The sequence below is a fragment of the Rossellomorea sp. NS-SX7 genome (assembly GCF_052828565.1).
Genome location: NZ_CM128249.1, coordinates 2,514,303 through 2,538,481 on the forward strand (window position 1 = coordinate 2,514,303; position 24,179 = coordinate 2,538,481).

26 protein-coding genes are annotated in these 24,179 nt (G+C 43.0%); 1 reads left to right on the forward strand and 25 read right to left on the reverse strand.

Annotated features, from left to right (window positions below):
* Positions 1-112 precede the first annotated feature (112 nt).
* Complete coding sequence (locus tag ACUXV2_RS12610; RefSeq protein ID WP_172253065.1) at positions 113-352, forward strand: DUF2627 domain-containing protein; 240 nt, start codon at positions 113-115, stop codon at positions 350-352.
* A 23-nt stretch (positions 353-375) separates the two neighbouring features.
* On the opposite strand, the gene ACUXV2_RS12615 is transcribed toward ACUXV2_RS12610, so the two are convergent.
* From ACUXV2_RS12615 to efp, 25 genes are all read right to left on the reverse strand, one after another.
* Entirely contained in the window at positions 376-1,104 is a 729-nt protein-coding gene (locus ACUXV2_RS12615) for a glycerophosphodiester phosphodiesterase (protein ID WP_446243550.1), read from the reverse strand.
* 149 nt (positions 1,105-1,253) lie between these two features.
* Positions 1,254-2,033: a sporulation transcription factor Spo0A gene (spo0A, locus tag ACUXV2_RS12620; protein WP_446243551.1), complete on the reverse strand. Its 780-nt coding sequence runs from the start codon at positions 2,031-2,033 to the stop codon at positions 1,254-1,256.
* Positions 2,034-2,347: 314 nt separating this feature from the next.
* Positions 2,348-3,637, reverse strand: coding sequence for a SpoIVB peptidase (gene spoIVB, locus ACUXV2_RS12625; RefSeq protein ID WP_446243552.1), 1,290 nt, complete (start codon positions 3,635-3,637; stop codon positions 2,348-2,350).
* A gap of 123 nt (positions 3,638-3,760) precedes the next feature.
* The gene (gene recN, locus ACUXV2_RS12630; RefSeq protein ID WP_446243553.1) at positions 3,761-5,467 is read right to left on the reverse strand and encodes a DNA repair protein RecN; all 1,707 of its coding nucleotides are present in this window, start codon (positions 5,465-5,467) and stop codon (positions 3,761-3,763) included.
* Between the two features lie 195 nt (positions 5,468-5,662).
* Positions 5,663-6,112: a transcriptional regulator AhrC/ArgR gene (gene ahrC / locus ACUXV2_RS12635; protein ID WP_446247067.1), complete on the reverse strand. Its 450-nt coding sequence runs from the start codon at positions 6,110-6,112 to the stop codon at positions 5,663-5,665.
* A 548-nt stretch (positions 6,113-6,660) separates the two neighbouring features.
* Complete coding sequence (locus ACUXV2_RS12640; protein ID WP_446243554.1) at positions 6,661-7,494, reverse strand: TlyA family RNA methyltransferase; 834 nt, start codon at positions 7,492-7,494, stop codon at positions 6,661-6,663.
* 7 nt (positions 7,495-7,501) lie between these two features.
* On the reverse strand, positions 7,502-9,394 hold the full coding sequence (gene dxs, locus ACUXV2_RS12645) for a 1-deoxy-D-xylulose-5-phosphate synthase (protein WP_446243555.1): 1,893 nt from the start codon (positions 9,392-9,394) through the stop codon (positions 7,502-7,504).
* Positions 9,395-9,415: 21 nt separating this feature from the next.
* Positions 9,416-10,036 (reverse strand): hypothetical protein, encoded by a 621-nt coding sequence (locus tag ACUXV2_RS12650; RefSeq protein WP_446243556.1) that lies wholly within the window; start codon positions 10,034-10,036, stop codon positions 9,416-9,418.
* Positions 10,037-10,742: 706 nt separating this feature from the next.
* A complete protein-coding gene (locus ACUXV2_RS12655) occupies positions 10,743-11,633 on the reverse strand; it encodes a polyprenyl synthetase family protein (protein ID WP_446243557.1) in 891 nt (296 codons plus the stop codon).
* Between the two features lie 3 nt (positions 11,634-11,636).
* Positions 11,637-11,870, reverse strand: a complete 234-nt coding sequence (gene xseB, locus ACUXV2_RS12660; RefSeq protein WP_446243558.1) for an exodeoxyribonuclease VII small subunit — start codon at positions 11,868-11,870, stop codon at positions 11,637-11,639.
* Positions 11,857-13,224, reverse strand: a complete 1,368-nt coding sequence (gene xseA, locus ACUXV2_RS12665; RefSeq protein ID WP_446243559.1) for an exodeoxyribonuclease VII large subunit — start codon at positions 13,222-13,224, stop codon at positions 11,857-11,859. Before xseA ends, xseB begins: the two co-directional genes overlap by 14 nt.
* A gap of 164 nt (positions 13,225-13,388) precedes the next feature.
* Positions 13,389-14,255: a bifunctional methylenetetrahydrofolate dehydrogenase/methenyltetrahydrofolate cyclohydrolase FolD gene (gene folD, locus ACUXV2_RS12670; RefSeq protein ID WP_446243560.1), complete on the reverse strand. Its 867-nt coding sequence runs from the start codon at positions 14,253-14,255 to the stop codon at positions 13,389-13,391.
* A 21-nt stretch (positions 14,256-14,276) separates the two neighbouring features.
* A complete protein-coding gene (gene nusB / locus ACUXV2_RS12675) occupies positions 14,277-14,660 on the reverse strand; it encodes a transcription antitermination factor NusB (protein ID WP_446243561.1) in 384 nt (127 codons plus the stop codon).
* An 894-nt stretch (positions 14,661-15,554) separates the two neighbouring features.
* Complete coding sequence (locus ACUXV2_RS12680) at positions 15,555-15,965, reverse strand: Asp23/Gls24 family envelope stress response protein (RefSeq protein WP_446243562.1); 411 nt, start codon at positions 15,963-15,965, stop codon at positions 15,555-15,557.
* Positions 15,966-15,988: 23 nt separating this feature from the next.
* Positions 15,989-17,341 (reverse strand): acetyl-CoA carboxylase biotin carboxylase subunit, encoded by a 1,353-nt coding sequence (gene accC, locus ACUXV2_RS12685; RefSeq protein ID WP_446243563.1) that lies wholly within the window; start codon positions 17,339-17,341, stop codon positions 15,989-15,991.
* Between the two features lie 15 nt (positions 17,342-17,356).
* Complete coding sequence (accB, locus tag ACUXV2_RS12690; RefSeq protein WP_446243564.1) at positions 17,357-17,866, reverse strand: acetyl-CoA carboxylase biotin carboxyl carrier protein; 510 nt, start codon at positions 17,864-17,866, stop codon at positions 17,357-17,359.
* A gap of 324 nt (positions 17,867-18,190) precedes the next feature.
* Entirely contained in the window at positions 18,191-18,748 is a 558-nt protein-coding gene (locus ACUXV2_RS12695) for a SpoIIIAH-like family protein (protein ID WP_446243565.1), read from the reverse strand.
* 14 nt (positions 18,749-18,762) lie between these two features.
* A complete protein-coding gene (gene spoIIIAG / locus ACUXV2_RS12700) occupies positions 18,763-19,413 on the reverse strand; it encodes a stage III sporulation protein AG (RefSeq protein ID WP_446243566.1) in 651 nt (216 codons plus the stop codon).
* A complete protein-coding gene (gene spoIIIAF / locus ACUXV2_RS12705; protein ID WP_446243567.1) occupies positions 19,403-20,023 on the reverse strand; it encodes a stage III sporulation protein AF in 621 nt (206 codons plus the stop codon). The genes spoIIIAG and spoIIIAF overlap by 11 nt, the downstream gene beginning before the upstream one ends.
* Before the next feature lie 13 nt (positions 20,024-20,036).
* Positions 20,037-21,230, reverse strand: a complete 1,194-nt coding sequence (gene spoIIIAE, locus ACUXV2_RS12710; protein WP_446243568.1) for a stage III sporulation protein AE — start codon at positions 21,228-21,230, stop codon at positions 20,037-20,039.
* A 23-nt stretch (positions 21,231-21,253) separates the two neighbouring features.
* Positions 21,254-21,646, reverse strand: a complete 393-nt coding sequence (gene spoIIIAD / locus ACUXV2_RS12715) for a stage III sporulation protein AD (RefSeq protein WP_098151200.1) — start codon at positions 21,644-21,646, stop codon at positions 21,254-21,256.
* Positions 21,647-21,660: 14 nt separating this feature from the next.
* A complete protein-coding gene (gene spoIIIAC / locus ACUXV2_RS12720) occupies positions 21,661-21,867 on the reverse strand; it encodes a stage III sporulation protein AC (protein WP_006838772.1) in 207 nt (68 codons plus the stop codon).
* Positions 21,868-21,942: 75 nt separating this feature from the next.
* Positions 21,943-22,458, reverse strand: coding sequence for a stage III sporulation protein SpoIIIAB (gene spoIIIAB / locus ACUXV2_RS12725; protein WP_175991076.1), 516 nt, complete (start codon positions 22,456-22,458; stop codon positions 21,943-21,945).
* A complete protein-coding gene (gene spoIIIAA, locus ACUXV2_RS12730; RefSeq protein ID WP_446243569.1) occupies positions 22,459-23,382 on the reverse strand; it encodes a stage III sporulation protein AA in 924 nt (307 codons plus the stop codon).
* A 217-nt stretch (positions 23,383-23,599) separates the two neighbouring features.
* Positions 23,600-24,157 carry an elongation factor P gene (gene efp, locus ACUXV2_RS12735; RefSeq protein ID WP_446243570.1) on the reverse strand — a complete coding sequence of 186 codons (558 nt, stop codon included), beginning with the start codon at positions 24,155-24,157 and terminating at the stop codon, positions 23,600-23,602.
* Positions 24,158-24,179 lie beyond the last annotated feature (22 nt).

The following is a 24,179-nucleotide window of genomic DNA, read 5'->3' on the forward strand; positions in this document are numbered from 1 at the left end:
CTGCAATTTATTTCATATCCGATATATATTTTACAACACTGCGTACAGCTTGACAATTTTCTAGATGAAGTTAGAATTTCTAGTAGTGAGAAAAAAAGGGGATATGTCCATAATGGTACGTATTATTGCATTAATCATCATGCTGATTCCCGGTGCATTGGCAGCACTTGGTATCAAATTAATGAGAGATATGCTATTCGGGATCCTGCAGCCTCCCATCCCGTTTTTGGGACTGCAATTTATTATAGGGTTGATATTCTTTTTAGCAGGACTGGGATTCATAGCAGGATTTGTGCTGCATCGAGACAGGAAACGAAACAAAGTGCAGGATCGGTTCAATAAAAAAAGCTAGCGTGAATGTTCACGCTGGCTTTTTTAGAGCTCTGTTCTCATTTTGATCGCCTTTTCAGGGTAATCCGTGACGATGGCCGAGCATCCGATATTGAATAGCCGTGTCAGCTGATGTACTTTATTGACGGTGTATGGCCTGACCGCGATTCCGTTTTTTATCGATTCTGCTATGATTTCATCGGAAGCCACTTTCTGGTTAGGATGGATCGCCTTGGCTCCGAGAGACCTGGCATAGACCCACGGCATGTACAGACCAGTGGAGTACAAGGGTGCAATTTCAATCGAAGGATCAATGCGCCTGCACGCCACTATGGAATAATGATTGAAAGAAGAGATAATAACACGGTTTGAGTAGTTATATCTGTCGATCATTTGAATGACCTTCTCTTCCAGCCCTTGATAATCCATGATGCTGTTTTTCAGTTCTATATTACATATAAGGCTGTTATCATTCATCCAATCGAATACTTCATCCAAGGTAGGGATTTTTTGTTTATGGAAGAATTTCTTTTTAAATGTATAATTGGCATGTAATTTTCTCAGATCCCTTAAATGGTAGTCTTTTATGTATCCTTTACCATTAGTGGTCCTGTCTACAGTTTCATCGTGGATGACCACGATTTCACCGTCCTTGGTCAATTGAACATCAAGTTCAATGCCATCCGCCCCCACTCTCTCTGCTTCTAAAAATGCATCCATTGTATTCTCAGGGTGCGTTCCTGCCGAGCCCCTATGTGCAAATATCAACGTCACGCGCGTCACTTCCCGTTCGTTTTGTCTGTTTTACTTTTTCCTCATAATTATATGTGTAAACATTGGTGCTAAGAAATAAAAAACCCGAATAAATCATGGATTCATCGGGTTCATTACCTATTAAAAATGTAAAATTATTACTTATTCTTTCAAGAAGCTTTGTGCTCAAGTCTCAGCTTATCAGCCACCATGGCAATAAACTCACTATTGGTCGGTTTTGCTTTAGACATGCTTACTGTATAACCGAACAATGAAGAAATTGAATCTATATTTCCCCTGCTCCAAGCTACTTCAATGGCATGTCGGATCGCACGTTCAACACGGGAAGCGGTAGTGTTGTATTTCTTTGCAATATCAGGATACAGAACTTTTGTGATGGAACCAAGCAGTTCGATATCGTTATAAACCATCGAAATGGCTTCTCTCAGGTAAAGGTAACCTTTAATATGTGCAGGAACGCCGATTTCATGGATGATGCTTGTGATGCTTGCATCTAAGTTTCTAGGTTTAGACTCTGTAGTTAATCTGGATGAGGAATGTTTTTTGATGATAGGATTTGATTTTCCGCTGACTTGTCTAATATGACTAACGAGATTTTCCATATCAAAAGGCTTCAGGATAAAATAGGACGCACCAAGGTCTACCGCCTTTTTCGTTACATCTTCCTGCCCGAATGCCGTGAGCATGATGACATTTGGAATCTTCTTCTTTTCACGAATGCGTTCAAGTACAGCGAGGCCGTCCAAATGAGGCATGATAATATCGAGCACTAATACATCCGGATCCACTTCTTCCAATAAGTCCAGGCATTCCTGACCATTATGGGCAATCCCTACCACTTCCATATCATCCTGCGAAGCAATGTAGTCTTCCAGTAACGAAGTTAATTCCCGGTTATCATCCACGACACATACTTTAATTGATTTCACTACAGGTTTCCTCCTCAAATCCATTTTAATTCATGCGTATATTTTCATGTCTATATTTTTATTCTAAATTACTTTTTCGACAATGCAACCAAAAATCCTTTTATTTTTTAAAAAATACCAAAAAATATATTATTTTCTCTCATTTACTTAGTTTTCCTTTATTTTTCGACCTCTTTCGCTAATCACATGAACTTTTGTCGAATAATCTTTATTTTATCAAGATTATGGTGTTCTTACAAATGCAATTGACAGAATAAAAAAAGAACCCTCTCAGCGCCGATTTGCTCTCCGGCACTATACAAGGGTTTGAAACGTTAACTTGCTCTTTCATGATTTTGTTTATAGATATCGATCCCTGCCTCACTCAGCATCCACTCGATATGGACACCATATCCGCTTGTAGGGTCGTTGACAAATACGTGGGTGACTGCACCAATCAGCTTTCCATCTTGAATGATCGGACTGCCGCTCATCCCCTGTACGATCCCTCCTGTTTTCTCTAGTAACTCAGGATCAGTGACTTTGATGACCATCCCTTTTGTAGCAGGGAATTTTTGAGGAATCGTGCTGACAATTTCAACATCGTATTTCTCCACTTTACTTCCATTCACAACCGTGAGAATTTGCGCAGGTCCTTCTTTTACCTGGTGTGACAGCGCAATTCGCATCGGCTTATCCAAGATATTATTTTCCACCGATTGATTGAGCTCCCCAAAGATCCCAAATGGGCTGTTACGTGTAATGTTACCAATCACATTCCTGTCTGCCGAAAAACGAGCAAGCTTTTCTCCAGGCTTGCCGCCGCTTCCTTTCTCAATGGAAGTCACCTCGGAATGAACGATTTCGCCGTCCTCAACAACAATCGGCTTTTTCGTGTCCATATCTGAAATCACATGTCCGAGTGCTCCATATTTTTTGGATTGAGGATCAAAAAATGTCATTGTTCCGATGCCGGCTGCAGAATCCCGAATATACAATCCGAGCTTATACGAGCTTTCCCCTTTTTCTTTCATGGGCAGCAATGACGTTTTGACAATTTCATCTTCACGTTTAATGACGACGTCCATACTCTTGGCATCTTCGCCCGCTTTCTGGACAAATGGTGCTACATCTGCAAGCTGTTCGATTTTCTTGCCATTAATTTCAGTGATCATATCCCCAACCTGGATTCCGGCCTTTTCACCGGGAGATACTTTACCTTCCGCTGTGTTGACCAAATGATGGCCCACTACCAGCACCCCGACAGTGTTTAATTTGACTCCGATTGATTGTCCGCCAGGTATGACTTTGAAATCCTTCAGTACTTCCACATTGACTTTTTTGATGGGAAGTCCGGCTAATTCAAGCACGACTTCATCTTTTCCAACCGCTTTTCCCTGGATGGACAATATCCCTTTTTCTTCCCCGACTTGAACATTCTTATTGGTAAACGAACTCATAGCAGAAACGGATGCAGTCTTGGGGAGAGCAACTTGATCCCCTTGCATTACCCTGATTGAATTCGGTATATTGACTAATTGTTGAACAGGTTCATAAAATCCAAAAAAACAAAGCGAAACAAGGAGAATTCCACCTATACATTTCCTTAACCAGTCTAAATTCACATTATTCACTCTCCTCGTTTCAATTGCACACTCACTTACTTGGCTACAGTTTTAATTTTGCCTTTAAAAGCTACATTTATAACTGGTAATAAAGAAAAAAAGCTACCCAGCATGGATAGCTTTTCATGTCTCTTTTATGGAGCTTGCCAATTGCAGCAGCTCTTTTGCATGTTCTTGTGTCAGATCGGTAATTTCCACACCCGAAATCATCCGGGAAATTTCTTTTACCTTTTCTTCTTCCTCCAGGCGTTTGACAGCGGTACTTGTGCGGCCTTTAGTCAGCTTTTTTGAAATGAATAAATGACTGTCAGCCATAGCAGCCACCTGCGGCAAATGGGAAATGCACATGACCTGTGAATGAGTTGCAACCTGGTAAATCTTTTCCGCAATGGCCTGCGCCACCCTTCCACTGACACCAGTATCCACTTCGTCAAAGATAATAGAAGTAATACCTTGATGTTTGGAAAAGATCGTCTTAAGCGCAAGCATGATCCTTGAAAGTTCTCCTCCTGAAGCAACTTTGGATAGTGGTTTCAACGGTTCACCGGGGTTGGTGGAAATAAAGAACTCCACCTGATCCCATCCATCTTTTTTAAATTTTGAAAAGGAGAATGCTTCTTCTTTTTTTCCGCTAAAACGCACTTCAAATTTCGTTTTATCCATATAGAGCTGTTTTAGCTGTTCATGAATGCTTACAGTTAGTTTTTTCGCCCATTTTTTCCTGGATTGAGTCAGGTTTTTTGCCTCTATGATTAAGTCTTTCTCAAGGGACTGTAATTTATTTTGCAGTTCCGATATATGTGAGTCTTTGTTCAAGATCGTTTCGATTTCTTCTTCAATCTTGGAACCGTATGCAAGTATCTCTTCGACCGATGAGCCGTATTTCCTTTTCAAACCATTGATTTCATTTAACCTGGTTTCAATCAGGTCTAAGCGATCAGGTTCAAATTCAAGTTGATCCAACTCTCCACTGATTTGATGTACAGCATCTTCCAATACATAAAATGCATTCGATACCGCCTCGAGAGTTTTTTGATACTGGGTGTCAAGATCGGCAGCTGTTTCCAGGTGACTCATAGCCAATCCTGTCCAATCCAGGCCCTTTCCTTCCCCCTGGATACTGCTGTATGAGGTTTGAAGCGCTTCATACAGCTTTTCGAAATTCATCAGTTTTCGCTTCTCTTCTAAAAGCTCTTCATCCTCTTTCAGCTTTAAGTCAGCTTCCTGAATTTCTTTCAGTTGAAACGTTATGAGATCCAACCGGTGTGCCATTTCTTGTTCATTTTCATTTAGTCTGGTCAATTGCTTGTGAATTGTACTGTACTCTTTATAAATTTCCCGGTAAGAGATTACATTAGCATGTATTTCTTTGCCTCCGAACTGATCAAGAAGGGATAGATGCAAATGTTCATTCATCAATTCCTGATGCTCATGCTGGCCGTGTATATCAATCAGCGCACCGCCAATTTCCCTCATGATGGCAATTGTGACTAACTTACCATTTACCCTGCAGACACTTTTACCGCTATTCGATATCTCTCTTCTTAGAACAATCATTCCTTCTTCAATCTCAATCCCGAAACTTGAAGCTTTTTCGAAACAAGGATGCGCCGCATCATCGAGGATAAACAAACCTTCTATCTCTGCCTTTTTCTCACCATGACGAACATATTCAGCGGATCCTCTTCCTCCGACCAGCAGGTGGATCGCGTCGATGATGATGGATTTACCTGCACCCGTTTCTCCTGACAGTACAGTCAGCCCTTCTTCGAAAGACAATGCCAAAGAATCGATGATGGCAAAATTTTTAATGGATAATTCTTGTAACAAGAAACATTCACCTCAGTTGATAAGGTACTTAATTTTATTTGTGTCACTGTTTATAATTGTCGTTTAAGGATATCTAACCCTTTTTACTCTTCTGTAAACAAACTTCATTTTTTTAAAGCTGAAAAGCGGGTGAAAAATTGATTCCACCCGTCTCATCTATTATGAATGTGATTGATCCTTAAAATAGGACTGCGATTATAGCATATCCAGAAAACGTTCTGTGATGACTTTCGTTTCGTCTTCTGTTCTGCAAATGATCAGGCATGTGTCGTCCCCGCAAATCGTACCCAGGATTTCTTCCCAGTCCAGGTTATCAATAAGGGCACCGATTGCATTAGCATTACCAGGAAGGGTTTTCATGACAAGCATATGGCCTGCAGTATCAACCTTGACAAATGCATCCGTCAACGTCCTTTTCAATTTTTGCAGAGGATTAAACCGCTGATCGGCTGGGAGGCTGTATTTATATCTTCCATCCATCAATGGCACTTTGACCAAATGCAATTCTTTTATGTCCCTCGAAACCGTTGCCTGGGTTACATTGAACCCTGCGTTCTTAAGGCTGTCAACCAGCTCATCCTGTGTCTCGACATCTCTATTTGTAATGATTTCTCTTATTTTTATATGTCTTTGTCCCTTGTTCATCATAGAACTCACACCTCTTACCTAGAATTAAACCTGTATATTTATACCTCTACGCTTATAGTAGCCTATTTTATGGATAAGTACAACAGAAAAGCGGAGGCGGCTTGTTCAGAGGCGAAAAGCATAAGACAGGGCAGCCATAAAGGCGTTTTTTGCCTTTTTGGATGGCATGGCTTATGTCTCGAGCCTCTAGCCGCCGGAGCTGGACAATGAAAAGCGGAGGCGGCTCGTTCAGCCCCGACAAGCATAAGATGAATGGGCCGGGAAGGCTTTCTTTGCCTTCCTGGACCATTTAGCTTATGACCTCGAGGGGCTAGCCGCCGGAGCTGGACAATGAAAAGCGGAGGGGCTTTGCTCAGAGGCGGGTGGCATAAGCCGAAGCGGACAGGAAGGCGCTTTTTGCCTTCTTGGCCGCTTTGGCTTATGACATGTGCCTCTAAGCCCCGGAGCTGGACACAGAAAAGCGGAGGCGGCTTGTTTAGCTCAGACAAGCATTAGACAATTCAGCCACAAAAACAGACTGCCCCTTTCCAGAGCAGCCTGTACGATTATTGATTATTAGCTTTAAACTGACTATGCGCCTCTTCAATTACCTGTTGAGGAGTGACAGTCAGAAGGGATTTCCCTTCACTTTCGACCCCTGTCCAACGGATGTGGATAAGAAATTCGATGTTGCCGTCTCCGCCGGTAATCGGGGAGTAAGACAAGCCATGAATCGTATACCCTTCATTTACAGCCAAATTCATGATTTTTTCGATTACAGCCTGATGTACTTTTGGATCTCGCACGATTCCTTTTTTGCCGACTTGTTCCTTGCCAGCTTCGAATTGCGGTTTAATCAGTGCGATACAATCCCCACCGGGAATCAGAAGTGTTTTTAGTACAGGCAAAATCAAGGAAAGTGATATAAACGAAACATCAATCGATGCAAATGCGGGCATATCACCAGACAAATCAGCAGGCGTTACGTAACGGAAATTGGTTCTTTCCATTACCACAACTCTCTCATCCTGTCTTAATTTCCAGGCTAACTGGTTGTATCCGACATCGATGGCATAAGACATCTTCGCACCATTTTGAAGGGCGCAGTCCGTAAATCCACCCGTCGAGGAACCGATATCGATCATGACTTTATCTTTTACTTCAATGTCGAACACCTTCAATGCCTTTTCAAGCTTCAGCCCACCCCGGCTTACATAAGGCATCATTTTTCCTTTGATCGTAAGCTCGGCATCTTCACTTACTTTCTCACCGGGTTTATCCAATCTCTCTTCATTTGAATAAACAAGCCCTGCCATGATTGCTCTTTTTGCTTTCTCTCTTGTTTCAATAAGTCCTCTTTCAACCAAGAGTATGTCTAAACGTTGTTTTTTTGCCTTCATAAAATAATTAAGCCCTTTTTTGTTTTTTTGGAGTGATAGTCAGGACTCGGTCCATGACATTCTCTTTTGTCATACCGATCTCGTTCAATAATTCTTTCACGCTTCCATGCTCGATGAAATAATCTGGAATTCCGATTCGTTCGATTACAGCCTTCCGGTAGCCATTTTCCTGGGCATATTCAAGCACTGAACTGCCGAATCCGCCTTGCAGGACAGCCTCTTCAACCGTCAGGACCGGAATGTCTTCATCAAAGATGGATTTCAGCATTCCTTCATCCATCGGTTTAATGAATCTTGCATTGACAACACGTACGGATATCCCCTGCTCCTCAAGTTCATTTGCCGCTTGGAGCGCCATCGGGATCGTTGTGCCAAAAGTAAGGATTGCGACGTCATTCCCTTTCTTTAGTACTTCCCATTTCCCGATCGGAATGGTTTTTAATTCAGAATCCATGGGAACTCCATATCCATTTCCTCTAGGATATCTTAATGCGATCGGGCCATCATCATAGTTCAATGCCGTATTGACCAGATGCTGGCCTTCATTTTCATCTTTCGGCATCATAATGACGATATTAGGAAGGTGTCTCAAGAACGCGATATCGAACACACCTTGGTGGGTTTCTCCATCAGCACCGACCAGCCCGGCACGGTCGATCCCGATGAAAACATTCAGGTTCTGCCTGCAAATATCGTGAACAACCTGATCATATGCTCTTTGCAGGAACGTAGAATATATGGCAAGGAATGGCTTCATATTCTGTGTTGCAAGACCTGCAGCCACGGTCGCAGCATGCTGCTCTGCAATCCCGACATCAAACATGCGGTCTGGAAATTCTTCAGCGAACCCTAAAAGTTTCGATCCAACCGGCATTGCCGGTGTAATTGCGACAACACGTTCGTCTTTTCTGGCAATCTTTCTCACCGTCTCACTGACAAGTCCGCTCCAGGAAGGCGGTGCATTGACCGGCTTAATAATATCACCCGTATCAATTTTATAAGGTCCTGTACCATGCCAGTCTCCTTTTTTGTCAGACTCGGCAGGATGGAATCCCTTTCCTTTTTTCGTAATGACGTGAAGCAGGACAGGTCCTTTCGTCTTCTTGGCATACTGAATATTTTCATCCAGTTCCTCAAAGTCATGACCATCAATCGGACCGAGATAGGTAAATCCAAGTTCTTCGAAGAACATACCCGATACAAACAGGTACTTCAGGCTGTCCTTGACTCTTTCCGCCGTACTTGCAAGTTTTCCGCCGACTGCAGGGATACGTTTAAGGATATACTCAAGTTCATCTTTCACCCAATTATATTTACCGGCAGTGCGAAGCCTCCCAAGCACACTGTGAAGAGCTCCGACATTCGGGGCAATTGACATTTCATTATCATTCAGGACAACGATCATATCTTTCTTTTCATGCCCTATATGGTTCAGTGCTTCCAAAGCCATTCCACCTGTCAATGCACCGTCTCCGATCACAGGAATGATGAATGAATTCTCTTTTTTTACATCACGCGCAATCGCCATTCCCATAGCCGCAGAAAGAGATGTAGAACTATGGCCGGTTTCCCAGACATCATGCTCACTTTCATTTCTTTTCGGGAAACCACATAATCCTTTATACTGTCTTAACGTATCAAACTGGCAGGCACGCCCTGTTAAAATCTTATGTACATAAGATTGATGTCCTACATCCCAGATGATTTTATCGACGGGACTGTTGAAATGTTTATGAAGGGAAACCGTCAATTCCACTACACCCAAGTTTGGACCAATATGACCTCCAGTTTTTGATAAATTCTCAATTAAAAACTGGCGTATCTCTTGACTGAGCTCTTCTAATTGCTCTTTAGTCATCGTTTTCAAAAAAGAAGGCTCCTTTATTGATAGTAAATCCATTGGGTCCACTCACTTTCATGACTATAAATTTTGTTTCTCGGTTTTGCGCTTTTTCTTTTTTTGATCTTTTTTATCTTTGATCAGAACGATATGGAATCGATCTTCTATAAATTGCAAAACAGTACCAACTCTAAATATTATATCCTTTGAATACGTAATCGCAAACGTTTTCCCAATGGCTTTCCCGCCAACGGTCAAAGAGGCGATTATACTTGTCAACGTCACACTTACGATATATTCCTTGATCGATCCGCCTTCAAGCTGAAAGGAAACCGCTAATTGGATGATGACGATCGCGGAGGCAGTACCACTTATGATTCCTGAGATGTCCCCGATGACATCATTACAGAAACTTGCAAAACGATCTGCATTCCTTACGATCTTGATTGAATATTTCGCACCGTATACTTTCTTGGCTGCCATTGCATGAAAAGGGGTTTCATCTGCGGCAGTGGCGGCAATCCCCAGCATATCGAAAAAGATCCCGATACACACGATGATGAGGACTACGAATAACCCCGTACCCCATGGCACACCATTTAATACCATATTGGATGTAACTGAAAAAATAGCCGCTAACACGAATGTGATAACGGCAATACTGACACTCCATTTTATTGAGTTTTTCAATGTATCATTCATTATCGTCTACACACACCGTTTCTACTGTGTAAATATATCGTTCGAATACTATGTAATTGGATGGTCATATATAGAGTAAAAATTGCAGCTTAGGTCCAGTAGGTTTTCCCAATCAGGTACCGGATGTTGCCATACCGGCGGTTTCCCTTTAAACCCGACTTAGCCGCGTCACCACAGGCTAGACTGGATTACCACTTAGTCCGCACTATAATCCCCGATATATGTCCAAAGAACAGTCTAGGAGTTTTCCTCAACAACCCTTAACACAATCCTTAGCCTCTTTTGCAAAAAGGATTTCATATGGACGAAAAAGCACATATCAATGGCCAACTGATGTGTACTTTGTAACCATAATCCCCTCTCTCTTCACTCAAGGCAGGCTACGCTGCTAGTGATCAATTGAATCACAATCGCAGGTTCATACTCTGCACTTATTGCACATGCGTTATGCCAGCGTAAGATACAGAGCCTCCGCGGCTTGCGGGTCAACGCCCACATGCCATTGTGGATCGCCCTCAAGCCTTACTCCCAGATATGACCCAAAGCTGGGCGCCTCAAGCCAAGTCCAGGAACTTCATCGATGTGCCCTTTAGTGGATTTTTAGGCCCACCTTCAGGATTGGTGGGTTGACTAGAATACTGCACCACCCAAATGTTTATGACCATATTATATCATATTTTTTGATTTCCTCAAATAGTAAAGAACCTCAATGGTTGCGGTTGACTATGAGAAGGGCAATTTGCTTGAGCAATGCCGTATCCATACTTAGTCCGGTGAGTGAATCCAATGCTTCATCAAAATGAAACTGCAGTTTATCCTTGGCACCTTTCATGGAAAGGAGTCCAGGATACGTGCTTTTTTGTTTGGATTCATCACTCCCGGTCCGTTTGCCGATCAATTCTTCAGCTCCTTCGATATCGAGGATGTCATCCTGAATTTGAAATGCCAGCCCGATATGATAAGCAAATTTCTCAAGTTTGTTTTGTTCTTCAACTGTGGCCCCGGAGATGATGGCACCCGCCAGCGTACTGAAAATGAGTAATTTCCCTGTCTTATGGACATGGATCGATTCCAATTCTGCAACAGACAGCTTCTTGTTTTCCCCTTCAATATCAGCAACCTGTCCGCCCACCATACCTTCAGGACCTGCACATCTGGCCATTAGGCCCATTAACGTGATTTTTGATTCACCGGGAAGAAGTGTGTCTTCAGCAATGAGCTGAAAACTATGCGTCAGCAGTCCGTCTCCAGCGAGGATTGCCATCGCTTCCCCGAACACCTTATGATTTGTAGGTTTTCCCCTTCTTAAATCATCATCATCCATTGATGGAAGGTCATCATGGATCAGGGAATATGTATGAATCATTTCAAGCGCTGCTGCTGTTTTCATTCCAGATTGCGGGTCTTTCCCGTAGCCATGGATGACAGCCAATAAAAGAATCGGCCGGATTCGTTTTCCGCCAGCTTCCAAAGAGTATATCATGGCATCTTTAATCGTGGAGGGCATGGCTTTTTCCCGAACGAATCCGATCATCGCTTCTTCAATCATCGGTTTATATTTTTGCTGAAAAGTTCCTAGATCAACATGAAGGCTCACCCACTACTCCTCCTCTTTGATATCGAAGGTTTTTTCCCCTTCATCCGTGATCATTTTCGTTAACTGTTTTTCTGCTTTGTTCAAGGTATCGTGACAATACTTAGAAAGTTCCATCCCTTTTTGATAAAATTGCAATGCCTTTTCCAAGGGAACTTCGCCTTCTTCCAATTTTTCAACAATGCCTTCCAGTTGCTCCATGGCCTCTTCAAATGACAGTTCTTCTTTAGCTTTTGCCATTTTCATCCCGCTCCTTTACCGTATCTACTTCACATTGTATGATTCCGTCTTTAACATCTATTTCGAGTTTATCACCTTTGGCAACCTGCCCGGAAGATTTTATCAATTCCCCTTCTGACCCATAAACAAGACTGTAACCCCTGTCCATGATTTTCAAAGGACTCAGCGCATCCAATGTGGAAATGGCCGATTGAAATCGATGTCCTTTTTCTTTCAGGACTGCCCTAAACTGCTTTTTCACTTGTTCCTGTAAAAATTTCACCCGTTCTTCCTGAATCTTCAGGAGCTGGGAAGGATGAACACGCTGGAGCCTGGAATGCAGTCCGTTAAGGGTATCCTTTTGCTGCCTTACATGCAGTGATATATTTTTTTGCAGCTGATCTGTCAGCCTGTCTACGTGTTCGACTTTTTGCTGGTATAGAGTATGAGGGTTCCTCAGCGCGTACGATTTTGACAAACTGTTCAGTCGATTTCGTTCATTTTGAATCTTTGACTTGAATGACTTGATCATCCTTAATTTACGGTTCATGATCCGTTCAAGCAAGTCATCGATATGGGGAACAGCAAGTTCACCCGCACCAGTAGGGGTAGGCGCCCGTAAATCAGCAACAAAATCGGCAATCGTAAAGTCTGTTTCATGCCCGACAGCTGATATGACCGGAATAGTCGAATCGACGATCGCTTTGGCCACTATTTCCTCATTGAATGCCCACAGTTCTTCGATGGAGCCGCCGCCGCGTCCTGCTATCAGCACATCGATCCCTTCGTATTCATTCGCTTTCCTGATGGCTTCAGCAATCGAATCTGCAGCCCGTTCTCCCTGAACAAGTGCAGGAAAGATAAGGATTTCCCCGATTGGGTACCTTCTTTTGATCGTTGTAAGAATATCCCTTATGGCAGCACCTGTGGGGGACGTTACGACTGCGATTCTGGCGGGGAATTTCGGAATCATTCTTTTTCTGCTTTGATCGAAGTAACCTGCTTTTTCAAGTTTTTCCTTTAATTGCTCATATGCGAGATAAAGTTCACCGATTCCGTCCGGCTGCATTTCTTTTACATAGATTTGATATTGTCCGCCTGCTTCATAGACGGAAATGTCTCCCCGAATCAATACATTCATTCCGCTTTCAGGACGAAACTTAAGGTTTTGATTGTTACTCGAGAACATGACTGAGAGTATTCTTGCCCGGTCATCCTTCAACGTGAAGTACATGTGACCGCTTGAATGCTGCTTGAAATTTGAAATTTCCCCTCTCACAAACATATTCGACAAGTGCGGATCCCTATCAAATTTTCGTTTTATGTATTTTGTCAGAGCTTGTACCGTTAAATAACGCGACTGATCCTGTTCCATGCTCACCTGACTCCTTTGACCATGCATTTTCCATTTCTTTTTTGCAGCGAAAAGCGCTTCATCGACAAGGCAACTTCACGCACTTATTTTATCATGCAGGAATACGTAAAGGGACAAGCTGATATGCCGTCCCTTCTGAGTTGTTGTATATAGTGTACTATGTTTTATTGATTTTGGCGATCAACCAGCCACCATCGTGCTGATTTCACCGTGTTATAAAGAAGCATGGTAATGGTCATCGGTCCGACTCCGCCTGGGACAGGTGTAATCTTCCCGGCAACGTCCTTAACAGCATTAAAATCGACGTCTCCGCACAATTGCCCTTCCTCATCACGATTCATTCCTACATCGATGACGATTGCACCTTTTTTGATATCTTCTGCACGTATCAAATTAGCCTTTCCTACAGCCGAAACGAGAATATCCGCTTTTCTCGTATATTCCGAGAGGTCGGTTGTTTTAGAATGACAATAGGTGACGGTTGCATCACGATTAAGAAAAAGGTGACCGGCAGGCTTTCCGACGATATTGCTTCTGCCTAATATCACGACGTGCTTCCCTCTGATGTCGACATTCTCATACTCAAGCATCTTCATGATGCCCAAAGGTGTGCATGAATAAAACGTGTCTTGATTTGTAACCATCTTCCCGATCGAAACGGGATGAAATCCATCCACGTCCTTAGAGGGTGAAATGGTTTCAATGATCGTAATCGGATTAATATGCTGAGGCAAAGGCAATTGGACCAGGATGCCGTGTATATGATCCATCCCATTTAACTCTTCTATTTTACCGACCAGCTCTTCCTGCGTTAATGATTCATCAAACTGATAAAGTTCAGAATGAATCCCCAGCTTACTGCAGGCCTTCCTCTTCATTTTCACATATGTGTGGGAGGCATGATTATCACCGACCAGAATCACAGCCAGCCCAGGAATCACATCATTTGCTTTTAATTCGGAAATGGTTTCTTTCAATTGTTCACGATAATAATTTGCAATGAGCTTGCCATCAATAAGATCAGCAGACATTCAACCAGCCTCCTATCATTGTTAAGGTTGACTTACTTTGGAGAGTACACCATTCACGAACTTGCTCGATTGATCATCACCGAAGGTTTTTGCAATTTCAACGGCTTCATTGATGACAACTTTGTCCGGAACATCTTCAACAAATAGTAACTCAAACGCTCCGATTCTCAAAATATTCCGATCCACTCTAGCCAGGCGGTCAAATGACCACTTTTCTAAATTCTCCCTGATCTTTCCGTCAATCATTTCCTGATTCTTAACAAAACCTAATACAAGGTCTTTTAAAAATGCGTCTACTTCTTCTCCATCAACAACATTTTTCAATGCTTCTTCCGGTTCCACACCGCTCATATCTATTTGAAACAAAGCTTGCAGAGCTTTCTCACGGGCAACTCTTCTCTTCATATCTTCTAATTACTCCTTTTAATCGATTGTCAATTTTTCATACCTTTGATAATAGCACAAACTGGTGGCAATACGCACGTGAATGGAGAAAAAATAATATTCTGAAACTAAAAGCGGAGGCGGTTTGCTCAGGAGCGACAAGCATAAGATGAACTTACCGGAAAGGCGTTTTGTGCCTTTTTGGTAAGTTTAGCTTATGACCTCGAGCTCCTAACCGCCGGAGCTGGATAATAGAAAAGCGGAAGGGCTTTGACTAGAGGCGGGTGGCATAAGACGAATCGGACATGAAGGCGTTCTTTGCCTTCTTGGCCGATTTGGCTTATGACATGTGCCTCTAAGCCCTGCAGCTGGACAATGGAAAAGCGGAGGAGGTTGGCTCAGGAGCGACAAGCATAAGAAGCGGTTGGGAAGAACGCGCTTCTTCCACTTCACATGATGTTTTTTTAGAAAAAGTCCGGGAAAATTACAATCATTGGAAGTCTAGCGGTAAAATGAAGAAAATTCGACATCCAGTTCAATTATGAGGAAAGCGGAACAATTATTTAGATATCGGTGCAATTATTAGGATATCCGTGCAATTATTGTGAAAGCGGAACAATAAAAATTAATATTTTAATAATCCTGAGCCGGAGCATAATCCCGGTTCACAAAAACAGACTACTTTTAAGAGAATTGTATAAAAACCTTTTAAAAACTAATAAAAGAGACAAAATTGAGGGCAATTCCTTCGTATTTCTCTCCAGTGGTAAGCTCCCTCACAAATGTATGTAGTCAGTAATATTTATCAATAAAGAATTTGACCTCCTCCGGTTTTGAACCAATCTCCCTCAACAAAACCCCGCATTTTCGATAAAAAAAGAACGGCCCAAAAGGCCGCTCTCTTCTTAAACTAATTTACATCTCTTCATCAATTTCAGCTTCAAGTGTCTGGTTTTCAAACTGGACACCCACGATATGAACATTGACTTCATCTGCTTCCAAAGCGGTCATGTTCAGTAGGGCTTGACGAATATTATCCTGGATTTTCTGTGCGACGGTCGGTATTGAGACACCGAATTTCATGATGCAGTAGACATCTATGATAATTCCTTCTTCCGCCAACTCGACCTTAACACCTTTACCGTGGTTCTTCTTACCAAGACGCTCGACTACACCTGTAGCAAAGCTTCCGCGCATTTGTGATACGCCTTCAACTTCTGAAGCAGCAATTCCAGCTATCACTTCGATCACTTCAGGTGCGATTTCTATTTTCCCAAGGCCGTCTTTACCGTGAGACATTTGTAAAAGGTTTTGATTTTCCGCCATGTAAGGCACCTCCTGAATTCACACTAGGATTTCATAACATCATATTTTTCTAAGAACTTCGTATTGAATTCTCCACCTACAAAGGTTTCATGTTCTAATAATCTTAAATGGAACGGGATGGTCGTATGCACCCCTTCTACAACAAATTCACTTAGAGCACGTTTCATACGGGAGATCGCCTCTTCACGTGTCGCTCCATAAGTGATGACCTTCGCAATCATACTATCATAGTAAGGAGGGATCATATAACCAGGATATGCAGCAGAATCGACTCTTACGCCAAGTCCGCCCGGAGGAAGATACATTTCAATTCTTCCTGCTGAAGGCATGAAGTTCTTCTCAGGGTTTTCTGCATTGATCCGGCACTCCATCGCCCACCCTGTGAAGGTTACTTCTTCCTGGGTAAGGGACAACTTCTCACCAGAAGCCACTTTGATTTGTTCTTTGATCAAATCAACCCCGGTAACCTGTTCTGTGACAGGATGCTCTACCTGGATCCGGGTATTCATCTCCATGAAATAGAACGATTGATTGTTGTAGTCATAAATAAATTCTACCGTGCCTGCACCTGTATAATCAACCGCTTTGGCTGCTTTTACTGCAGCTTCTCCCATTTGGGCGCGGATTTCTTCGTTCAGTGCAGGGGATGGTGTTTCTTCAATAAGTTTTTGCAGACGGCGCTGAATGGTACAATCACGCTCTCCAAGGTGAATCACGTTACCAAAATTATCAGCCATAACCTGGATTTCAACGTGTCTGAAGTCCTCGATGAACTTTTCAATATACACGCCAGGATTACCGAATGCGGTCATTGCTTCCTGCTGGGTGATGTTGACACCCTTCACAAGCTCTTCCTGCGTCTTTGCAACACGGATCCCTTTACCGCCTCCGCCGGCAGTGGCTTTGATGATGACAGGGTACCCCATTGATTCCGCAAGTTTCACGGCATCGTCTGCGTCTTTTACGATCCCTTTGGAACCGGGTACGATCGGAACGCCCGCTTCACGCATCGTTTCACGTGCGACATCCTTAGTCCCCATTTTTGAAATGGCTTCAGGAGATGGACCGATGAATGTGATGTTACATTCACGGCAAAGCTCTGCGAAGTCCGAGTTCTCTGCAAGGAAACCGTAACCGGGATGGATCCCGTCACAATCCGTCAATTTTGCAACTGAGATAATATTAGTAAAGTTTAAGTAACTGTCCTTTGATGATGTTGGCCCGATACAATAGGCTTCATCAGCAAGCTGGACATGCAGGGCTTCTTTATCCGCTTCAGAATAGACAGCTACACTTTCTATATTCAATTCGCGGCAAGCACGTATAATCCGAACCGCTATTTCTCCTCTATTGGCAATCAATACCTTTTTTATCATAAAGTTTATCGCTCCTTATTCAGGTTTGACTAAGAATAACGGCTGTCCATATTCAACAAGTTGACCGTCTTTGACTAAAATCTCAACAATTTCACCTTTTACTTCCGCTTCAATTTCGTTGAACAGCTTCATCGCTTCGACGATACACACAACTGTGCTGTCATCTACTTTTGAACCTGCCTTCACATATGCATCCGCATCCGGTGAAGAAGATTTATAGAAAGTCCCTACCATTGGAGATGTGATTTTATGTAAGTTTGCATCATCCGCTTTTGCTTCAGCAGGTGTATTTACTTCTGCCGGTGCAGGCGCTGCTTCTGTCTGAACAGGTGCAGGTGCTTGCTGTACCGCTTGTTGAGCCGGCTGCCTTACTTCTTCTGCAGCTTGGACGATTTGTGGTGCTGGAACAGCTCCTGTATTCTTCTTAAGTTCGATTTTTGTTCCTTCAACCTCATATGAAAACTCATCCACGCTTGAATTATCGACAAGCTTTATTATTTCACGAATTTCTTGAATTTTTAACACTTTGGACACCCCTCTTATAGTTTAAAAAATTATGACTAGCTACTAATATCATACGATAATACCTCGTATAAATTCAATATGTGTTTCGAGCTATTCTATGAAGCGCATACATACTCCCCTTTTATTTTATCTCTTTTATTCAAAAAAATAAAATAATTGAAGAAGATTTTTGTCAAAGGGTGCCGACTAAATTCATTATTCAATGGCTCTATTGACCGGGGCTGTTGATTTCCGCCCCGGTCAATCCCCAATGATAATTTATCAAATAAGCACAAAGAAGGACCGGCCTTTATCATAATAACGGCCGGTCCTTCTTTGTTTTAATTAATTTGTCGGCTGAAATTCCACCGCTACAGGCTTCACATTACCCACTTCACTCATAACCAGTCGGATGATTTCATTTGCATTTGCCGTTGTGTGCTCTTTGTCCGTTTTGACCGTGATGCGGATGCTGTCTCCATTCGCTCTTACCAGTGCGTCGTCATAACCGATCGTTTTGATCGTTGTTTCCAGGACAGATTCTGTCATTGCCAATTCACGCAGATTTTCCATTTGCTCGTAGGCTGCACTCTTCTCTTCTGCAGACAATTCAGGATCTCCAACTTTCGCTTCAAGCTCTTCACGGAGCTGTGCTCGCTGGTCTTCCACTTCCATTCTCATCGCTTCAAACATTTCATTTCCGGCTGAATCTGTTACGACTTCCACATCACCATTTGTCATTGTTTCTTTGTTTTCACCTTCTTTTGCCTGTTTGCCGCCTTCATTTTGCTCGGCTGCCATATCTGATACCTGCTGAGTAGGTGAAGTAATGTAGTAAACGGAAAGAACAATCACAAGACTTAACATCGTTAAAAGCCAAACTGTTTGTTTTTTTAATAACATCTATTATTTCCCCCTTAATCTTTAGGTAGAACCGATACCCTGTGAACCGGAACATCCAGAACGCGGGTAACAGCTTCCAAAATCCATTTTTTGATTTGTATGTTATCGGCTCCCTTAGCTACCACAAGGACTCCGCTGACTTTAGGTTTTCTGGTTTCACTGATGACGGGTACTTCTTTTTCACCGTCCTGTATGATGACCACCTGTTCTTCGCTGGATTTTTCTTCTATCGATCTTTTTCCACCTACTTTGTCCTCTTCGGTAGTATGCTGGGACTGAGTTTTCCCATCTTTTTCATACACTTTCTGCTCGGAGGCTTCTACATTGACCACCACGAGGGCGTCGCTGACTCCTACGATTTGATCAAGTGCTTCTTTAAGCTGATTTTCATAATGGTCCTCATAGCTCCGCATTGGAGAATCTTTGCTTTTATTAGTTCCGAATGCAGGTACATCTTCTTTCTCATCTTCCTGCAGATTCTGATTGACCGCTACACTCGGTTCGTTTTTCCATAGATCGCTGATCAGCATGAAGGCGACCCCGAGGAGCAGGACGATCATAAAATACTGAAACTTTTTTCCTTTTTTGTTTTCCGGAGGTGTTTGAGCATTTTCCTTTGACAGCCACTCTTTAATTAGATTTACGGGTCCTTTGCTAAAGTTCATTGTCGCTTCCCGTCCCTCCTTCGGCTATGATTATTTGTTCGGGTGAGAGGTTCCACTCTTCCGCTAATAAGGAGGTCACCAGGGACACATTCTCATCTGTCTTCTGCACTCTTGTCTTATCTCCCGTATCGATCTCCACATTTTGGACGGCTTCGATTGCACCTTCCTCTTCTCCTGAAGAAAGATATACCGTCACTTCTGTGATGCTGTCTGGGATGTTCTCCAAATCGGATGCAGCTATACTGACTTTCTCAATGACTTTTCCGCTTTTATCCATCAACTCCTTTTCAGCTTGCTGTTTCATTTGGACAGCCATCTGTTCTAAAATATATGCACGTTGTGAGGCTTGTATTTCTTTTTTCTTCATTTCTATTAAATTTTCTACAGAATTATTCTGGGAAGTTCCATTTATACGGAATGAATCCATGACGGCATCAACATCAGCGGTCATCAGCTTCAATAAAGGAGTAAGGATGATGGTGATCAATAATAATCCCGTCACGATCTTTACGTACTTTTGCATATTCGAGCTTGGAAGAAGCATGTCAATGACGGTTGCCAACAGCACAAATACGATAATATTGGTGATCCATTCAGTTAGAAATGACATGGTCGTCCCTCCTTCAACGAACCATCATGGTAATATTGCCGGCTGCAATGATGACGGTGATGCTCAAGAAGAACATGAATGATACAATGGCGAGGGCTGCAAATACATAGATGACACTTTTCGCGATCGTATCCAGGCACTCGATGACCGGCCCGCCTCCAAGCGGCTGGAGCAGTGCTGCAGCGAGCTTGTAAATAAAGGCGATCATCAGGATCTTGATGGCGGGGAATGCTGCAATGATAAGCACGATTGCCACTCCAGCAATTCCAACAGTATTCTTTAAGAGCACGGAAGCACTGATGACGGTATCGGTTGCATCGGTGAACATCCTTCCAATGACTGGCACAAAGTTTCCGGTAATGAATTTAGCTGTACGGATCGTGATGCCGTCGGTGACTGCTGCTGTCGCGCCCTGCACGGAGATGACCCCCAGAAAGACGGTCATGAATACTCCTAGGAGTCCGATGCTCCAAGTGCGTAATAGCTGAGCAAGCTGTGTCACTTTATAATGCGGTGACAGGGTGCTGACAATGTTCAGCAGAGCGGAAAGGAATAAGAGCGGCAGGACCACATTCTGAATCAGCAGTCCGCTTGTGTTCATCAAAAACAGGATGACAGGGTGAAAAAATGCGGCAGATACGACTCCTCCTGATGCTGCAATCAATGCAAGGAGTAATGGAATGAGGGCGATGATGAAATTGATCATGGTCGAAATCGCTTCCTGTGTGTAATCGATCGCAACGTGAAAGCTGTTTAAGGCGATGATGATCAGCACCATGAAGATGATTCCATATGCCACCTTACTTACATTTCCGCCTTCAAATGCGTTTTGCAGAGATTGCAGGAACATACTGAAAATCGTAAGTAAAATCAATGTTCCCAAAAGCTTTCCGTTCATAACCAACTCTTGGAACGCAAATTTAAGTACTCCGCTGAACCAGGCTTTTAAAGAAAATTCTTTCTCACCCTTAATAAAGTCCATTAAGCTCCCTTTTTGACTTTCAGGGAGATATCCCCCGTATTGATCCACGATGCTTGTCCAAAAGCTTTTCAGCTCATCGATCCCCAAGCCTTCGAGCTGCTGGTTGATGACCTGCTGCTGTAAACCGGGATCCTCCTGTTCCTTGTTTCCTTCGGCTTGTCCGACAGAACTGCCCATGAAAAAGAAAAATAGTGCTACGACGAGTATTCGATTTAATTGCTGCAAGTATCCCACCTCTTCATCCTCTCTTATCCGGTTGGAATCATATTGATGATTGTTTCAATGATCACTGTCAGGATCGGCACGGCCATAGCCAAAATCAAAATCTTGCCTGCAAGCTCTACCTTTGCAGCAATCGCACCCTGACCTGCATCTTTCGTAATATGAGAAGCGAATTCGGCTATGTAAGCGATGCCGATGATTTTCAGGATCGTTTCAACATAGACAAGATTTACATTCGCGTTGGCCGCAAGCTTCTCCAGCATGTGTATGATGGTATAAATTTGGTCGATCAGAAACAGGAAAATGGAGCAGCCGACAAACACGATGAGTAAAAAAGCAAAGTTGGGCTTTTGTTCTTTTACGATCAGTGCAAGAAACGTGGATACAAGGGCGATACCGACAATTTGGATGATCTCAATCGCTGACTCCCCCTTTACCCTTGGAATAAAAAGACGGATTTGATCTTCTGGAACAAATCATCTACGATGGATGCGACCATAAAGAGAATATAGATAAAGCCGAACAGTGTGACCCATTGTGCGTATTCTTTTTTTCCTACTTGATCTAAGATGGTGTGCAAAAAGGCGACGACTATACCCACCCCTGCAATTTTAAAAATAATATCCACATCGATTCCCATAATTTTTCCCTCCTGATCTCATTGACTCGCACGGGTTACACTAGCACGGCCTTCTGACTACTGTCGTTTCCATCTTTATAGAAGCAGAATGATCAGAAGAAGACCTGATAAAAATCCAAGACTCTTCGTCATCTTTTCATACTTCCTTTGTCTTTCGACCGCTTCCGTCTCTTCTCTTTCCAAGTGTTTTAAAGCCAAGTGTATGTGTTTTTGCTGCGTGACCAAATCATGCTTTCCCAAGTTTTCACCGAACTGCTTCAGAATTTCATATTCCCCCGACTTGAATGCCGTCAGTTTCCATACCTCATCCAGACTGTCCTCCCATGCTTTTTTCACTGAAATCTCCTGTTCGGTCAATTTCTTTGAAAAATTCTCAAAAAACCACGAGACCGGTTTCTGAAGCTGTTTGGATATTTTTCTAGTCGCTTCATGAAGAGGCGTATGACTGTAGGTTATTTCAGCCTCCAGGGATTGAAGTGCCACTTTAAGCAACCGAAGCTGCCGTGGCCTCTCTGTCAGATACTTCGAGACTTCAAAACCTGCCCATGAAGTAGAGAGAAGAATGAAGATTGCACCTAAAATTTTTATCATTTACGTCACACTCACTTTGTTCAATAGAGATTCTCCATGCTCATTCAAAACTTCAGACACTTGTCCAGGTTCTGTTTCTCTATTAAGCTCAATGAATCGTTCAATACTCTGCATCCCGATGATATCCCTGATGACAGGTCTCTTTTTCACTTCTTCCAAAGAAGCCCCGTGAGTTGTCATCATTAATGTAATGCCTGCATTGACCGCTTCTTGTATGGCTTGGCCGTCTTCTGTGCGGCCTATTTCATCTATGATCAGGACATCTGGACTCATGGAACGAATAAGCATCATCATGCCTTCGGCTTTTGGACAAGCATCAAGGACATCGACTCTGGGACCGAATAAAAGCTGCGGAACCCCGTTCACACAGCCTGCAATTTCGGAACGTTCATCTACGATCCCTACTTTATAGGGAGGAATATTTTGTTCACGGTCTCCTGTTGAGATGATTCTCGCCAGATCCCTTAACAGGGTGGTTTTTCCTGTTTGGGGAGAACCGATGATCATCGTGTGCTTCCAGTCGCCTTTATACACGTACGGCAAAAGCGGCCGAGCAATCCCGATTTTTTGCCTGGCAATCCGGATATTGAAGGATGACAGGTGACGGATCCCTTTCACAGTGCCGGACTCTAAAATGACTTTTCCGGCAAGTCCCACCCTATGCCCTCCATCAATCGTGATGTATCCTCTTTTGAGTTCTTCCTCCAATGTATAAAAAGAATGATGGGACAGTTTATTGATAAGCTGTTCAGAGTCTTCCGGTGTAACATTGTATGGCAGAAAGTAAGGTTTCCCCCTTGCCGTGACTTCCAATACCCGGTTTGTACGGACTCTTATTTCTTCAGTTGTATCCAGAACATCTTGTGGAAGGGACAGGATTCTTTCAGATATTGTGCTGGGTAGCAGGGCTAGAACTTCTTGCATGGATGTACCTCCTCCTCTATTTCCACCGGGCTTAAACTGACTGGCAATAACAGCGTACAAGCCCCAGATAATACAATGTATTCTGATGAAAATAGAATATGCCAAGAAATTAGAGGCATGACCCTCAATGCATAAGCGGTAGAGACAATTGAACAACAAAAAGCCTAAACAGAATATTATCTGTTTAGGCTTTGGGTTTATGCTTTGAAATTTTATATTAGCCGCGTGAAACGTATGAGCCGTCAGTCGTATTGATGACGAGTACATCTCCTTCGTTTACGAAGAATGGTACGTTCACGACTAATCCTGTTTCGACTGTTGCAGGCTTAGATCCACCAGAAGCTGTGTCACCTTTGATTCCTGGCTCAGTTTCCGTTACAGTCAGTTCAACTGTATTCGGAAGCTCGACTCCAAGAGTCTCTCCTTCATACATCATGATTTGAACTTCCATGTTTTCTTTCAGGAACTTCAATTCATACTCGATTGAACCTGCCGGTAATTCGATTTGCTCATAGCTTTCGTTATCCATGAATACATGCATATCGCCGTTGGCATAAAGGTACTGCATTCTGCGGTTATCAATCTGTGCTTTCGCTACTTTCTCACCAGCGCGGAAAGTCTTTTCCTGCACAGCACCTGTGCGAAGGTTACGAAGTTTAGAGCGGACGAACGCTGCCCCTTTTCCCGGTTTAACATGCTGGAAGTCCATAACTCTCCAAATCCCATTATCCACTTCGATTGTTAAACCTGTACGAAAATCATTTACTGAAATCATGTTTGTTCCTCCTATTGTCAAT

Excerpts from the sequence above, each read along its gene's own strand:
- accC (WP_446243563.1), bottom strand. The coding sequence starts at position 17,341 with ATGATAAAAAAGGTATTGATTGCCAATAGAGGAGAAATAGCGGTTCGG.
- ACUXV2_RS12680 (WP_446243562.1), bottom strand. The coding sequence starts at position 15,965 with ATGGCGGAAAATCAAAACCTTTTACAAATGTCTCACGGTAAAGACGGC.
- ACUXV2_RS12640 (WP_446243554.1), bottom strand. The coding sequence starts at position 7,494 with ATGAAGGCAAAAAAACAACGTTTAGACATACTCTTGGTTGAAAGAGGA.
- ACUXV2_RS12650 (WP_446243556.1), bottom strand. The coding sequence starts at position 10,036 with ATGAATGATACATTGAAAAACTCAATAAAATGGAGTGTCAGTATTGCC.
- dxs (WP_446243555.1), bottom strand. The coding sequence starts at position 9,394 with ATGGATTTACTATCAATAAAGGAGCCTTCTTTTTTGAAAACGATGACT.
- xseB (WP_446243558.1), bottom strand. The coding sequence starts at position 11,870 with ATGGCAAAAGCTAAAGAAGAACTGTCATTTGAAGAGGCCATGGAGCAA.
- spoIIIAB (WP_175991076.1), bottom strand. The coding sequence starts at position 22,458 with ATGATAAAAATTTTAGGTGCAATCTTCATTCTTCTCTCTACTTCATGG.
- ACUXV2_RS12695 (WP_446243565.1), bottom strand. The coding sequence starts at position 18,748 with ATGTTATTAAAAAAACAAACAGTTTGGCTTTTAACGATGTTAAGTCTT.
- spoIIIAF (WP_446243567.1), bottom strand. The coding sequence starts at position 20,023 with ATGTCATTTCTAACTGAATGGATCACCAATATTATCGTATTTGTGCTG.
- ahrC (WP_446247067.1), bottom strand. The coding sequence starts at position 6,112 with ATGAACAAGGGACAAAGACATATAAAAATAAGAGAAATCATTACAAAT.
- spoIIIAG (WP_446243566.1), bottom strand. The coding sequence starts at position 19,413 with ATGAACTTTAGCAAAGGACCCGTAAATCTAATTAAAGAGTGGCTGTCA.
- spoIIIAA (WP_446243569.1), bottom strand. The coding sequence starts at position 23,382 with ATGCAAGAAGTTCTAGCCCTGCTACCCAGCACAATATCTGAAAGAATC.
- ACUXV2_RS12610 (WP_172253065.1), top strand. The coding sequence starts at position 113 with ATGGTACGTATTATTGCATTAATCATCATGCTGATTCCCGGTGCATTG.
- efp (WP_446243570.1), bottom strand. The coding sequence starts at position 24,157 with ATGATTTCAGTAAATGATTTTCGTACAGGTTTAACAATCGAAGTGGAT.
- xseA (WP_446243559.1), bottom strand. The coding sequence starts at position 13,224 with ATGGAACAGGATCAGTCGCGTTATTTAACGGTACAAGCTCTGACAAAA.
- nusB (WP_446243561.1), bottom strand. The coding sequence starts at position 14,660 with ATGAAGAGAAGAGTTGCCCGTGAGAAAGCTCTGCAAGCTTTGTTTCAA.
- spoIIIAC (WP_006838772.1), bottom strand. The coding sequence starts at position 21,867 with ATGGGAATCGATGTGGATATTATTTTTAAAATTGCAGGGGTGGGTATA.
- folD (WP_446243560.1), bottom strand. The coding sequence starts at position 14,255 with ATGTCTGCTGATCTTATTGATGGCAAGCTCATTGCAAATTATTATCGT.